A 14580-nucleotide genomic window follows, 5' to 3' on the forward strand; every position below is an offset into this window, starting at 1 on the left:
GGGGATTCGAGTGACTCGAGCAAGATCAATAAAGAAATTTTTGAAATTTGCTGGCCTTCCACTTGCAATCTTCATCATCGTTCTCGTAGTGCCCTTTGTAAATGGTTTCTATTACTCCTTTACAGATTGGGATGGTTTCAAAACCACCAAATTAGTTGGATTTACTAATTACACAGAATCATTTGCAGATCCAAGATTCTGGTCAACCCTAAAATTCACCGCGCTATTCGTTGTGGTATCACTTGTTTTGGTCAATGTGGTTGCGTTTGGGCTGGCACTCATTGTTACCTCAAAGCTCCGAAGTAAAAACTTCCTCCGCACCTTCTTCTTTGTACCAAACCTCATCGGTGGCGTTATCCTCGGTGTTATTTGGCAATTTATCTTCAATAGTGCGCTCGTTGCAATTGCTGAGAAATATGATTGGGAGCCCTTTAAAGAATCCTGGCTACAAGATACAAACAAGGCATTCTGGGCGCTAATCATCGTGACCATCTGGCAATCATCTGGTTACATGATGATTGTTTACATTACAGGGCTCATCTCAATCGAAAAAGATCTCATTGAAGCCTCTGAAATCGATGGCGCATCTCCACTGCGCGCGCTCTTTTCCATCAAGATTCCACTGATGGCACAAGCCTTTACCATCGCGCTCTTCTTAACGCTGCGAAGTGGCTTTATGGCCTACGACGTCAACGTGGCACTTACCGGCGGTGGACCATTTCGCACAACTGAGCTGATCTCACTACACATCTTTGAAGACGCTTTCGCTGAAGGTGATTTCGGTACTGGCCAAGCTAAAGCGGTCATTATGTTCTTAGTAGTTGCCCTGGCAGCTCTTGTCCAAGTAACGATCTCAAAGAGATACGAGGTCCAACGATGAAGACTCGCACACGTTGGGGTAAGCGAGCCACATTCGCAGTCGGCATTACTCTCGCCTTCGCCTATTTCTTCCCATTTTTCTTGGTCTTTGTTAACTCAGTAAAGTTGAAGTATGACATTTTAGAAAACCCATTGTCTTTCCCAGCGCCTATTACTTGGGATAACTTTCAGCAAGCCCTCACCAAGATGGAATTTTTCCGCTCACTTACCAACTCACTCATCATCACAGTCTTTAGCGTCTCATTACTGATTGTCTTCTCTTCTATGCTTGCCTACTACTTAGCGCGCACCAAGACAAAGTCATCAAAGTACATCTTCTTGGGGCTTGTTGCTTCAATGATTGTTCCCTTCCAAGCTTTAATGATTCCATTCATGGCGCTCTTTGCTCCATTTGTTTCTTGGAATAATCGCGCCTCCCTTGTCTTTTTCTATATTGGTTTCGGCGTCGCACTGTCTACATTTTTATATCACGGTTTTATCTCCACAATCCCTACCGAGATTGATGAGGCAGCATCTATTGATGGCGCTTCAGATATGGAGGCATTCTGGAAAATCATCTTCCCAATGATGCGACCTATCACCGCAACGGTCGCCATTATTAACGCTCTTTGGATCTGGAATGACTTCTTATTGCCGCGTCTTGTGCTCACAAGAGAGACACAGACGCTGCCGTTATCTACCTATCTCTTCTTTGGGCAGTATTCAATTGAATACGGACAAGCGATGGCCGGACTTGCACTCGCTGTAATCCCAATCGTGATCTTCTATTTGATCCTGCAAAGGCAGTTCATTTCAGGTATTTCGCAGGGTGCCATCAAGTAAAGCGCACGGTCAAGTAATTAGTTAATCTTCAATACCGATTGGCGCTGCACTAGTTCAATCGGCACAACCATCTGCCTTACGACAGACTCTGGTTTTTCAATCAACGCCATCACTTGCGATGCTGCAAGCTGGCCTAAGAAGCGCACGGGCTGCGCAACTGTTGTCAGCCCGAGCGTGACACCGAAATCATGTCCGTCATAACCCACAATTGAAATATCTTCAGGTACGCGCATACCTTTCTTGCGTAGCGCCTGATACACACCAAAGGCCATTTCATCTGATTCACAGAAGATCGCTGTGGGTAACTTCTTACGGGTTAAGAATTCCTCCATCGCAATCTCAGAGGTTGTACTAGTGAAATCTGAATACAGTTCATTTCTTGGGTTGAATTCAAGGTCGTTCGCCTGCAAGACCTCCATAAATCCCTGCAAGCGTTGGTTAGCCACTCTAAAGTCGAAGGCTGGTTCTTTCTGCCCAGTCATAATCGCAATATCGCGATGGCCCATATCAACCAGGTGCTGCGTTGCAATTCTGCCGCCCAGCACGTCATCAATCGAAACCGATGAGCAGAGCTCGCTGGCTACTCCCAGTAACGAAACTGGAATACCGAGATTCAATAAACGCTCGAATTCTTTCTCGCTAGGCGGAAGAGAAATCACAATCAACCCATCGACCTTATCGACCAACTTCTTCTGCATCATCACACGTTCACGCGCATCAACCTGGGCAAAGTTATAGAGCAGCAGATCAAGACCTGCTTCACGTAGCGCCTGTTCAACTCCAGAAATTGATTGTGAGAAATACCAACGCGAGATAAAGGGCGCGATCACACCGATCGTATTTGTCTTCTCGTTTTGCCCACGCGGCAATAAATCTGGGCGGACCGGATAATCTAAATCGCGAGCTGCATCAACAATCTTCTTACGGGTCTTCTCGTTGACATGATGGATTCCCCGCAGAGCGCGCGAGACAGTGGCCGGTGAGACCCCAGCCTTCTTCGCGATTTCGACGATGCCCGACATAAGAGTTAAAGGCTATGCAAAAAACTGCAAAAATCAATACCTCGATCCAGGCGGGAGTTTTCCCCGTAATAGATATGTATATGTACACTCGGGCAATCTGCGCGCCTTGCCCTCGAATGGGGCGCCCTGACTCTCCAACGGAGGAGAACCCATGAGAGCTTCTGCTGCTCTAAGTAATGTCCAAGTAACAGGGACTAACCTAAATATCACCTACATCGTTTTGGCGGTGGCACTTGCTGCCCTTGGTATCGCCTATGCGTTGCGCCAGCAAGTACTTGCTGCCAACGATGGCACTGAGAAGATGCGCGAGATTGCCGAAGCTGTTCAAGAAGGAGCGGCGGCATATCTTGCCCGCCAGTTCCGCACCCTTTCTTATTTTGTAGGAATTGTTTTCTTCCTGCTCTTTGCATTGCCCGCCGACACAACTGCTATCCGCGTTGGTCGCTCTATCTTCTTCCTTGTAGGCGCTGGGTTCTCAGCCCTGGTTGGTTATAACGGTATGTGGTTGGCAGTTCGCGCAAATGTGCGCGTTGCTGAAGCTGCTCGTCAGAAAGATGGCACCAAGGCTGTGCAGATTGCTTTCCGCACAGGTGGCGTTGTTGGCATGACAACGGTAGGTCTGGGCCTAGTAGGAGCCGCACTCGTAGTTATTTTATTCCGCGAGAACGCACCTGTTGTTCTTGAAGGATTTGGTTTTGGCGCTGCGATGCTCGCGATGTTTATGCGCGTGGGTGGCGGAATCTTTACTAAGGCAGCTGATGTGGGAGCAGACCTCGTCGGTAAAGTTGAAAAAGGTATTCCAGAAGATGACCCACGAAATGCGGCAACAATTGCAGATAACGTGGGCGATAACGTAGGTGACTGCGCTGGTATGGCAGCAGACTTGTTCGAGTCATATGCGGTAACACTTGTTGCAGCGTTGATCTTAGGTAAGGCAGCTTTCGGTAACGAAGGTCTGATCTATCCGCTCATCGTGCCAGCAATCGGTATCGTCACAGCCGTAATCGGAATCTTTGCAACTCGCTTGCGTTCAACCGATAAGTCAGCAATGACAGCTATTAACCGCTCATTTTTCATGTCAGCGATTATCTCTGCTGGTCTTACCGGCCTTGCAACATTTACGTACTTGCCAGGTAAGTTCAACTTGCTTACTAACTTCTCACCTACAGTGCTAGAAGAAGCGGGCAATATCAATCCACGCGTGCTGGCTTTTGGCGCAGTCATTATCGGAATCGTTTTAGCTGCTGCTATTCAAGTACTTACCGGCTTCTTTACTGAAACCGGCAAGCGCCCAGTTAATGATGTGGCAGCCTCCTCTCAGACAGGTGCGGCAACAGTAATTCTGGCTGGTATTTCAGTTGGTTTTGAATCAGCTGTCTATTCTGCAATCTTGATTGCATCCGCAGTCTTTGGCGCCTTCTTACTCGGCGGCGGATCTGTTGTTCTCTCACTCTTTGCTATCGCACTTGCAGGAACCGGACTACTCACAACAGTGGGTGTCATCGTTGCAATGGACACCTTCGGGCCTATCTCAGATAACGCACAAGGCATTGCCGAGATGTCGGGTGATGTTAAAGGTGAGGGTGCACAGATCCTTACTTCTCTCGATGCCGTTGGTAATACAACAAAGGCAATTACTAAAGGAATCGCAATTGCCACCGCAGTATTAGCTGCAACGGCGCTCTTTGGTGCATTTACTGATGCCATCAAGGAAGCTGTCATTAAGGCAGTGGGCGAGGGCGCAGATGTTGCACTTGAGTACCAAGGCATCCTTGATATTGCATCGCCTCGTAACTTAGTTGGTTTGATTATTGGAGCCGCAGTTGTGTTCCTCTTCTCAGGTCTAGCAGTCAACGCTGTCTCACGCGCGGCAAGTGCCGTAGTTGTTGAAGTTCGTAATCAATTCAAGATGCACCCAGGAATCATGAACGGCACTGAAAAGCCGGAATATGGTCGGGTGGTTGATATCTGTACTCGCGACTCACTACGTGAATTGGTAACACCAGGTCTGCTAGCAGTCATGGCGCCAATCGCAGTGGGATTCGGCCTGGGCGTTGGCGCACTCGGTGCCTACCTAGCTGGTGCAATTGGCACCGGAACACTAATGGCAGTCTTCCTATCTAACTCAGGTGGTGCGTGGGATAACGCAAAGAAGATGGTTGAAGATGGTCACTACGGTGGCAAGGGCACAGAGGCACACGCTGCAACTGTTGTCGGAGACACTGTGGGAGATCCATTTAAGGACACCGCGGGGCCTGCAATTAACCCACTAATTAAGGTGATGAACCTGGTTGGTTTGTTGATTACTCCAGCAATTGTCAGCTTCGCACTACCTGCGCGATCATCGATGTCACTAGTGATTGCACTTGTTGCAACAGCGATCATTATTGGAGCGCTGATTCGTAATCGTCGTCAATCGACAACTATCGAATACTAAGAGCGAGTAACTTCCCCTACACGCATGGCTAAAGTCTTTAAGAAGCTGGTGATCGTTGAATCACCGGCAAAAGCGCGCAAGATTGGCGGCTACCTCGGCGATGGTTACATCGTCGAGGCTAGCGTCGGTCATATCCGCGACCTTCCGCAGCGCGCTGCTGATATTCCTAAAGAAGTAAAGAAGTTAGCCTGGTCTAAAGAGGGCGTGGATATCGAAAATGATTTCGCCCCTTTATATGTCATCAACCCCGATAAGAAGGCGAAGGTTGCCGAACTTAAAGAGTTGATGAAAGAGGCAGATGAGATCCTGCTGGCAACGGATGAAGACCGCGAAGGTGAAGCGATTGCTTGGCACTTAGTAGAAGTTCTGCAACCAAAGATTCCTATTAAGCGGATGGTCTTTAATGAAATTACCGAAGAGGCGATAAAGGCTGCCGTAGAAAATACCCGCGATCTTGATTACAACCTGATTGACGCCCAGGAAACAAGGCGTGTGCTAGATAGGCTTTTTGGGTATCGACTTTCGCCAGTCTTGTGGAAGAAAGTGATGCCACGAATTTCAGCAGGTCGCGTGCAATCAGTTGCCACCAAGTTGATTGTGGAGAAAGAACGCGAGCGGATGGCCTTTATTTCATCCTCTTGGTGGGATCTCAATGCCAAGACAGATCTTGGCTTTACCGCGCGGCTACTTTCAGTTGATGGCAAAAAAGTAGCTGCCACCAGTGACTTTGGCGCAGATGGTGCGGTAAAAGAAAAGTCCCTAAAAGACATTTTGTTATTGGATGAAAAACAAGCAACTGCGCTGACCGAAAGTCTTAAAGGCACACCACTGACTGTGAAGTCGATGGAAGAGAGTCCGCGTACCGAACGACCTAAGCCACCTTTTACAACTTCAACGATGCAACAAGATGCTGGCAGCCGACTTGGGTGGGGCGCACAAATTACGATGCGTATTGCACAGCGCCTCTATGAAAACGGCTACATCACCTATATGCGAACCGATTCCATCAATTTATCTGAGCAGGCAGTCAAAGCAGCCCGCGCTTCAGCTGCTTCGCTTTATGGCAAAGACCATGTTTATGAAAGTGCCCGTGTGTATCAAGGAAAGACAAAGAATGCCCAGGAAGCCCACGAAGCAATTAGACCGGCAGGTGATGTCTTTAAGACACCAGGTGAGTTAGCACCAGAGCTATCACGCGATGAGTTCGCACTCTATGACTTGATTTGGAAGCGCACTGTGGCATCGCAAATGGCTGATGCTAAGAAGATGCAGATGCGGGTTGATTTTGATGCAACGACAGCCGATAAGAAGGCAACCATCTTCCGCGCCAATGGCTCTGTGATTACCTTTGCTGGCTTCTTAGCTGCCTATGACGATATTGCCAGTGATGAAAACAAAGATGAAGAGTCAGAAGATCGCCGCCTACCTGCAATGACAGTGGGGCAATCAGTTAAAGTTGAGGAATATTCCTGTGAAGGCCACGAGACAAAGCCACCTGCGCGCTATACCGAGCCAACTCTTGTGAAGAAGTTGGAAGAGCTCGGTATAGGACGGCCATCAACATTTGCCTCCATTATTCAAACGATTCAAGATCGTGGCTATGTCTCAAAGCGCGGGCGCGCACTTGTGCCAACCTTCTTAGCATTTTCAGTAACAGGCCTATTAGAGACTCACTTTACGAAGCTAGTGGATTATGACTTCACCGCATCAATGGAAGAAGATCTCGACAAGATTGCAGCCGGGGAGGCAGGCCGGGTTGATTGGTTGCGCGATTTCTATTACGGCGTTAACGGTGAGCCAGGCCTTAATGAGTTAGCACTTGATCTCGGTGTGATTGACGCCCGAGCGACAAACACGATGAACTTATCTGACACTATTGAAATTCGGGTGGGCCGCTTTGGTCCTTACTTGCAAGAGAACCTACCTGATCAAGATCGCAAGCTTGCCAATATCCCAGAAGGTTTAGCACCGGATGAGCTCACACTTGCGAAAGCAATTGAGTTACTTGCCGCTCCATCAGGTGAGCGTGAATTAGGTGTTGACCCCAAGACAAACTTTGAAGTGGTTGCAAAGTCAGGTCGCTTTGGTCCATACATCACTGAAATCTTTCCGGCAGAGCCGGTAGAACTTAACGATAAAGGTGAACCGAAGAAGAAGCGGAAGAAGAAAGATGCACCGAAGCCAAAGACCGCATCGCTTCTTTCCACAATGAATCTAGACACCATCACACTCGATGATGCGCTGCAGCTGCTCTCTCTTCCACGCGTGCTGGGAACAAATAGTGCGGGCGATGAAATCACGGTGCAGAACGGTCGCTATGGTCCATATCTCAAAGCTGGTGCTGACTCACGGACCTTAACCTCAGAAGATCAACTCTTTTCAATCAACCTAGATGAAGCACTTGAGATTTATTCAAAGCCAAAAGAGCGACGGCGCGGTGTGGCAAAGCCGCCACTAAAAGAACTCGGTGTTGATCCGGGTAGTGAAAAACAAGTCATCATTAAAGATGGGCGCTTTGGTATGTATGTCACCGATGGCGAGACCAATGCAACGCTACGTCGTGGTGACACCCTGGAAGCAATGACACTTGAGCGTGGCCTAGAGCTACTGGCCGGACGCCGTGCGTGGGAGGCAGAAAATGGCCCATCTCCTAAGAAGTCACGGAAGAAAGCAGCTAAAGCAAAGCCAAGCGCAACTGCGCCAACGCTAACCAAGAACACGGTGAAGAAAGCTGCAACAAAGAAGAAGGCGGCTAAGAAGGCGAGCGGTAAGGCTAAAAGTTAACTAATCCAAAGTGGATTAATAGAGAGTCAGCTTTAATTTCTGCGCATTTGTCGCCATTTGCTTATCCAGAGTGATCACTCCGTCAATTAAAAGTGAAATAGTTTCAGCTGTTGCCAGATGAATTGCATCTGCGGCTTTCACGGTAATCTCACTGGAATAACTTTCAGCACGGTTAAGAATTGTATTGCTGATATCAACAAAGGAGAATTGAGTTAATAAATGCTGAGCACGAGGTAATAGCAAATCGTTGAACTTAGTAACAGCCCGAAGCACCTCAACACTGGAAAGTCGAGAGGTAACAGGATGGTCCTTTAACACACTAGATAACTCAATACTGTTTGGTTCTTCGAAAACCGAGGCGAGAATTACCGAGCTATCAACATACCAACTCAATAGCGTGCTTCTTCACGCTCTTTGAGAAACTCTGCTAAGAGACTTCTTCCATCGGGGTTTGGTAGTGGCTCGAAAACCTTTGGATCAAATTTAGCCTTTGCTGGAGTTATGAGCCCGGCATCAATGAGATCTTGAAGTGATGTCGGTTTAATAGCGCGAATCTCTGCAACTGGTTTTCCCCATTCGGTAACGATGACAATTTCACCGCTCTTTACAAGACCAAGTACTTTTGAGGCTTCTTGACGGAGTTCTCGGACACCGACAGACAATTTCTTTGTGATCATATCTTCAAGGAGAGAAGGTTTTTTAGCTTTTGAAGGTGCCTTCTTCACTGCACGGGTTGCACTTTTTTTCGCTGATGTGGCCATGGCTAAATGTAGCACAAAAAGTAAAAGTGCTACATTATCCACAGCCCCAGCTATTCACCCTCATTAATAGGAGTTTTTAGCTGCGCCGATACACTTCCGTAATGACCCCCGAGAGATGGCTGCTCACAGGTGGCGCTGGCTATATTGGCGCCCATATCGCAGATGAGTTCATCTGTAATGATAAATCTGTAGTCATCATTGATTCGCTCTATCAAGGCCTGGAATCCCGCATCACCTTCCTGCGGGCAAAACATGGCCTGGAGATTCCCTTTATCAAGTGCGATATCCGTGATTACAACGAGATTGAAAGCTTAATCCGCGAATACAAGATCGATGGCATCATTCACACCGCAGCCCTAAAAGCTGTCGGTGAATCAATGGAAAAACCAGATGAGTATTTCCAAGTGAATTTAGAAGCAACTAATGAATTAATCGAAATAGCAAAGCGCAATGGAGTGAAGAAATTTATCTTCTCATCCACCGCAGCTGTCTATGGCAGTCCAGACACTATGGATCCATGCAAAGAAGATGGCCCGAAGGCACCCATCTCTCCTTATGGAGATTCAAAGTATCAAGCAGAATCAAAGGTGACCGCTTTTATTAATACACCCGGTAACCATGGAACATCACTGCGTTTCTTTAATGTGGTGGGCACCGCAGCACCAGAACTCCTGGATAACTCGGTCGAGAACTTAGTTCCCATTGTTCTAGGCAAATTAAATAAAGGCCAAGCACCTGAGATCTTCGGCACCGACTACCCCACCGCCGATGGCACCTGTGTGCGCGACTATGTCGATGTCAGAGATATTGCCCGCGCACATTTAGCGGCAGCCGATGCCACAACCCCACTGCCACCAGCGATGAACATCGGCACCGGGCGCGGGGCATCTGTGCGCGAGATTATTGATTTAGTTCTGCAAGCAACGAATAAGACTCAGACCGAAGTAATTAAGAGCCCACGCCGGGCAGGAGATCCAGCGTTCTTATGTGCTGATGTGGCACTTGCAAAGAGTGCGATGGGCTTTACATCCAAATACTCACTTGAAGAGAGCATTCGCAGTCTGTTCTAGGCTCTAAAGTCATTATCTGATGCGCCCGATAGACTTCCCTCATGCCAGCTAGCCTGCCCACACCTGCTGCTCCTAAGCAGGATGCCACTCGCAGCGTCCTTGCTATCCCGGCATTTCGCAAACTCTGGAAGGCGATGGTCTTCTCATCTTTAGGTGATTGGCTCGGCCTACTTGCAACAACTGCCCTGGCCGCACAACTTTCTGGCGGTTCTTATGCCACCGCAAACTTTGCTATCGCTGGTGTCTTTATTGCGCGTTTGTTACCTGCAGTATTTCTTGGTCCCATTGCTGGAGTATTTGCAGATCGCTTTGATCGCCGCCGCTTGATGGTTGTCATCGACATTCTTCGCGCCGCCCTCTATATCTCCATCCCAATCGTGCACACCTACTTCTGGCTCTATGCCGCGATGATCTTGGTTGAATGCCTCACGCTCTTCTGGTCACCAGCGAAGGAAGCATCAGTACCTAATCTTGTCCCACGCGATAAGTTAGAAAATGCTAATCAGGTCTCACTACTAGCTGCCTATGGCACCGCACCCATTGCCGCAATTCTCTTCACACTTCTTACCTTGCTCTCAGGTGCCCTGGCAACGATTAGCCCACTGCTACCAACTAACTCAGTAGATATCGCCCTCTACTTCAACGCTCTCTCCTTCCTCTTTGCCGCCTACACAATCCGTGGTCTCAAAGAGATTCCAAAAGGCGCCGCCTCTAAAAAAGATGCCGAGCAGAACATCGGCCAATCACTGCTTCAAGGTTGGAAGGCTGTCTCGCAATCAAAGATTATTCGTGGGCTGATCATTGGCATGATTGGCGCCTTCTCCGCAGCAGGTGCTGTGATTGGCCTAGCTCGCACATTTGTAGGAGACCTTGGCGGAGGAGATGCCGCATATGGTGTTCTCTTTGGCGCAGTCTTTACCGGTCTTGCCATCGGCATTGCATTTGGCCCAAAGATATTCGCCCAGTTCTCTCGCCGTCGTTTATTTGGCGCATCTCTTTCCACTGCCGGCTTCTTCCTTGTGTTGCTGGCACTGATTTCAAATCTCACACTGTCAGTCATCATCGTGATCTTCCTTGGCGCCTTTAGCGGCATCACTTGGGTCACTGGCTTCACCATGCTCGGCATGGAAGTACATGATGACGTTCGTGGCCGCACCTTTGCCTTTGTGCAATCACTGATTCGCATTACCTTGGTAGCAGTCCTGGCCACCGCGCCCATTATCGCTGCCACCATTGGTGAGCATAGATATGAATTCCAGAACACCACCCTTGACTACAACGGCGCCCAGATAACTATGTTGCTTGCCGGTTTAATCGCAGCGCTGATTGGTTACATCTCCTACCGCCAGATGAAAGACCGCCCACAAGTCTCGCTCTGGTCCGATATCGTCGCAGCGCTGCAAGGAGAACTTGGCGCCATCACTGGCGCCCAAACCCAGAGCATCTTCATCGCCTTTGAAGGTGGCGAAGGCACCGGCAAATCAACCCAATCTAAGTTACTTGCTAAGTGGTTAGAACAAGAAGCTGAGACCGTGCTTCTGACCCGTGAACCCGGGGGCACCACACTCGGAAAAGATCTACGCACCATCTTGCTCGGCCACGAAACTGGCGCAATTAGCCCACGAGCAGAAGCTCTGCTCTATGCCGCAGATCGCGCCCACCATGTTTACTCTGTTATTCGCCCAGCGTTAGAACGCGGTGAAGTAGTTATCTCAGATCGCTACTTTGATTCATCGGCTGCCTACCAAGGCGCCGGAAGAGTTCTTATTCCAGGTGAGGTTGCGCGCATCTCTCGATGGGCCACCGAGAGCCTTTATCCCACACTGACTATCCTGATCGACCTGCCAGCAGAAGTTGGTCTTGCTCGCCTGCATTCACTAGATCGCTTAGAGGCAGAACCGAAAGAATTTCACGAACGCGTGCGCCAAGAGTTCTTACAAATCGCCATGATGGACCCAGAGCGCTACTTTGTAGTTGATGGCACCCAGTCAGTGGAAGAGATCCACAAACAAATCATTGAACGCGTTGCCGAGCTACCAGCGCTCAAGCGCAACGCAGCTGGCCCACACCAGAATCGTTTACTACGCCCTATTCGTTTTGCAACGAATGCAGTCACGCATCGGATAAAGAAGTAAGTGAGCTCTGTCTTTGATGACCTGGTAGGTCAAGAACACATCACAACAATTTTGCAAGCAGCTGTTGCAGCATCGCGCACTGGCGAGGAAAGCCAAGAGATGACACACGCTTGGCTCTTTACAGGTCCCCCAGGATCAGGTCGCTCCAGTGCTGCGGTTGCTTTCGCGCAAGCACTGATCTGCTCTAACAACGGTTGCGGCACTTGTAGTGATTGCAATGCGGCAAAGACTCACGGCCACCCCGATGTTGAAATCATTCGTACTGAAGGTTTGTCGATCAAGGTAGAAGAAGTGCGTGAGCTTTTAACCCGCGTTGCCTGGGCGCCCTCCATGGGCGGCTGGCGGGTAGTTGTGATGGAAGATGCTGACAGACTCACTGAATCAGCTGCTAACGCGCTGCTTAAGGCGATTGAAGAGCCTGGCACGAGAACGGTCTGGTTGCTCTGTGCCCCCACTTTGCATGATCTCTTGCCCACCATCCGCTCACGTTGTCGCCACTTGCAGCTGCGCACGCCCTCACTACAAGCAGTTACCAACGTGTTGGTTGCAAGAGACAAGATTGCCCCAGCGATGGCAGATTTTGCAGCCCGCGTTTCACAGGGGCACATTGGCCGCGCCCGGTATTTAGCAACGAATGAAAGCGTGCGCGGTAACCGCGCTCGCATTATGGCCTTACCACTTCAACTTGGTTCATTGGCTGCAGCATTTGCTGCGGCGCAAACACTGGTCGACCTAGCAACAGCAGAGGCAAACACTTCTAGTGATGAACGAGATGAGAAAGAGATTGAAAAGCTGCAAGAGGCTTATGGAAAAGGTGCAACTGGTCGTGGCATGGCAACCGGTGGTGCGAAGGCGGTAAAAGAGTTGGAGAAGGAACAGAAGTCGAGATCAACAAGAATGGTGCGCGACTCCATTGATGGCGCACTTCTTGATATCGCCACCTTCTATCGCGATGTCATGATGGTGCAATCAGGTAATACAGAGACAATGATTAATACCGATATGCGAGAGGCGATAGAGAGCTACGCCGCTAAATCACCAGCACACTCAACTGTTAACAAGATTACCGCCATCATGGAAGCACGCACCAACCTTGCCTATAACGCAGCACCGCTAGTTACCTGTGAAGCTCTGATGTGCCGACTGGCAAGAGCGTAGATGCAGACTTTCTCCACAAATCCAGGTAAGGCCCTATCAACTCGCACAGGAAAAATCACAGCAACTATCACAGTATTCGCACTCGCACTTTTTTCAACAGTTTCCTATATTCAATCAAGACCAGAGATACCTACGAATCTTGCTGCCTACTATGCCCAGCAGCTGCAATGGCAAAGTTGTTATGAAAACTACCAATGCGCAGATCTGTTAGTGCCCATCGATTACACAGAGTTAAAGACCGGAACATTTGACATCTCAATCCTGAAATACCCAACAACAGGTGAGAAGAAGCTGGGCAGCCTGATTGTTAATCCCGGTGGCCCGGGAGGCTCGGGGGTTGATTACGCCTACGCCGCCGAATACATCTTTAGCCCCGCAATCCTTGACGCCTATGACATTGTGGGCTTTGACCCCCGTGGGGTCTCGCGCAGCGAGCCCATCGTTTGTTTGAGCGATAAAGAGTTAGATGCTAACTACGCCTCTGATTCAAAGCCGGATAACGAGCAAGAGTTTGCACAAATCTTGATTGAATCAAAGAAGTTTATTCAGCAGTGCGAAGAGAAAAACAAGCATCTGACTTCATTTAGCACAGCAAATGCCGCCCGCGATATGGATATCTTGCGAGAAGCAGTTGGTGATAAGCAACTGAACTACATGGGTAAGTCCTATGGCACCTTCCTTGGCACTCTCTATGCCCAATTCTTTCCAGGCAAAGTGGGTCATATGGTGCTAGATGGCGCAGTTGATCACTCTATCTCTAACTTCCAACAGGGGCTCACACAAGCAGTTGCTTTCGATAAAGCATTTGCAGTTTTCGCTGCAGATTGCAATACGAGAAGTAACTGTCCGCTACCGAAAGAAAAAAGCGCCGCGATAGATGCGATGAAGAAGATTTTGAGTCAACTGAGTGACAAGCCAAATAAGAGACTCTCTGAGTCGCTAGTTCTGCTTGGCGTAGCAGCAGCGCTCTATGACAGTGCAACTGGGTGGCCAAAACTGCGCATAGCGATTACAGATGTAAAGAACGGCAAAGGCGACAAGTTCTTGGCGTTAGCTGATGAATACACAGGGCGCACAAAAGAGGGCTACACCGCTAATGAGTTTGATTCGGGTGCAATCATTGATTGTTTAGATTTCACAGATGCACGAAGTGTTAAACATATGAAAGAAGATGCAAAGGTATTTGCAGAGCAAGCACCGCTCTTTGGTCCCTACCTTGCCTATGGTGGGCTGGTCTGTCAGTACTTTGACACACCAAAAGCCACAGAAGTTCTGCCCACAAAGACTGCCAACCCAATTGTCATCATTGGCACAACAGGTGACCCGGCCACGCCTTATGAATGGGCGCAGGGACTGCACAAGATCCTGACTAATTCGGTTCTTATCTCACTGACAGGAGATGGGCATACGGGGCAAGGGCAGGGTAATAAGTGTGTTGATGGGCAGGTGGATAAGTTTTATATAAATCGCGCCGAACCCACCAGATTAATTTGTTAGAAATATGATTACCTA

General features: G+C 48.9%; 11 protein-coding genes. 8 read left to right on the forward strand and 3 right to left on the reverse strand.

Annotated features, from left to right (window positions below):
* The first annotated feature begins 10 nt into the window (after positions 1 to 10).
* Positions 11 to 880 carry a carbohydrate ABC transporter permease gene (locus A1sIA79_RS00075; protein ID WP_223298351.1) on the forward strand — a complete coding sequence of 290 codons (870 nt, stop codon included), beginning with the start codon at positions 11 to 13 and terminating at the stop codon, positions 878 to 880.
* Positions 877 to 1701: a carbohydrate ABC transporter permease gene (locus A1sIA79_RS00080; RefSeq protein WP_095674228.1), complete on the forward strand. Its 825-nt coding sequence runs from the start codon at positions 877 to 879 to the stop codon at positions 1699 to 1701. Before A1sIA79_RS00075 ends, A1sIA79_RS00080 begins: the two co-directional genes overlap by 4 nt.
* Positions 1702 to 1718: 17 nt before the next feature.
* Here A1sIA79_RS00080 and A1sIA79_RS00085 read toward each other — a convergent pair whose 3' ends face one another.
* Entirely contained in the window at positions 1719 to 2723 is a 1005-nt protein-coding gene (locus A1sIA79_RS00085; RefSeq protein WP_095674229.1) for a LacI family DNA-binding transcriptional regulator, read from the reverse strand.
* A gap of 151 nt (positions 2724 to 2874) precedes the next feature.
* Between A1sIA79_RS00085 and A1sIA79_RS00090 the strand changes: the two genes are divergently transcribed.
* Together A1sIA79_RS00090 and topA are read left to right on the forward strand one after the other, a co-directional pair.
* Positions 2875 to 5160, forward strand: coding sequence for a sodium-translocating pyrophosphatase (locus tag A1sIA79_RS00090; protein ID WP_095674230.1), 2286 nt, complete (start codon positions 2875 to 2877; stop codon positions 5158 to 5160).
* Positions 5161 to 5184: 24 nt separating this feature from the next.
* Positions 5185 to 7944, forward strand: a complete 2760-nt coding sequence (gene topA / locus A1sIA79_RS00095; protein WP_095674231.1) for a type I DNA topoisomerase — start codon at positions 5185 to 5187, stop codon at positions 7942 to 7944.
* A 15-nt stretch (positions 7945 to 7959) separates the two neighbouring features.
* On the opposite strand, the gene A1sIA79_RS00100 is transcribed toward topA, so the two are convergent.
* Together A1sIA79_RS00100 and A1sIA79_RS00105 are read right to left on the reverse strand one after the other, a co-directional pair.
* Complete coding sequence (locus A1sIA79_RS00100) at positions 7960 to 8337, reverse strand: type II toxin-antitoxin system VapC family toxin (RefSeq protein ID WP_095674232.1); 378 nt, start codon at positions 8335 to 8337, stop codon at positions 7960 to 7962.
* The gene (locus A1sIA79_RS00105) at positions 8334 to 8705 is read right to left on the reverse strand and encodes a type II toxin-antitoxin system Phd/YefM family antitoxin (protein WP_150122961.1); all 372 of its coding nucleotides are present in this window, start codon (positions 8703 to 8705) and stop codon (positions 8334 to 8336) included. The genes A1sIA79_RS00100 and A1sIA79_RS00105 overlap by 4 nt, the downstream gene beginning before the upstream one ends.
* A 101-nt stretch (positions 8706 to 8806) precedes the next feature.
* Here A1sIA79_RS00105 and galE point away from each other — a divergent pair, with 101 nt between their 5' ends.
* The 4 genes from galE to A1sIA79_RS00125 are packed head-to-tail and all read left to right on the forward strand — an operon-like array spanning position 8807 to position 14565.
* Positions 8807 to 9775, forward strand: coding sequence for a UDP-glucose 4-epimerase GalE (gene galE, locus A1sIA79_RS00110; protein WP_095674234.1), 969 nt, complete (start codon positions 8807 to 8809; stop codon positions 9773 to 9775).
* A 41-nt stretch (positions 9776 to 9816) separates the two neighbouring features.
* On the forward strand, positions 9817 to 11910 hold the full coding sequence (tmk, locus tag A1sIA79_RS00115; protein WP_095674235.1) for a dTMP kinase: 2094 nt from the start codon (positions 9817 to 9819) through the stop codon (positions 11908 to 11910).
* Positions 11911 to 13068, forward strand: coding sequence for a DNA polymerase III subunit delta' (locus tag A1sIA79_RS00120; RefSeq protein ID WP_095674236.1), 1158 nt, complete (start codon positions 11911 to 11913; stop codon positions 13066 to 13068).
* Positions 13069 to 14565 carry an alpha/beta hydrolase gene (locus tag A1sIA79_RS00125; RefSeq protein ID WP_095674237.1) on the forward strand — a complete coding sequence of 499 codons (1497 nt, stop codon included), beginning with the start codon at positions 13069 to 13071 and terminating at the stop codon, positions 14563 to 14565.
* The last annotated feature ends 15 nt before the right edge of the window (positions 14566 to 14580 follow it).

The organism is Candidatus Planktophila versatilis (assembly GCF_002288105.1).
GTDB classification, from domain to species: Bacteria; Actinomycetota; Actinomycetes; order Nanopelagicales; family Nanopelagicaceae; genus Planktophila; species Planktophila versatilis.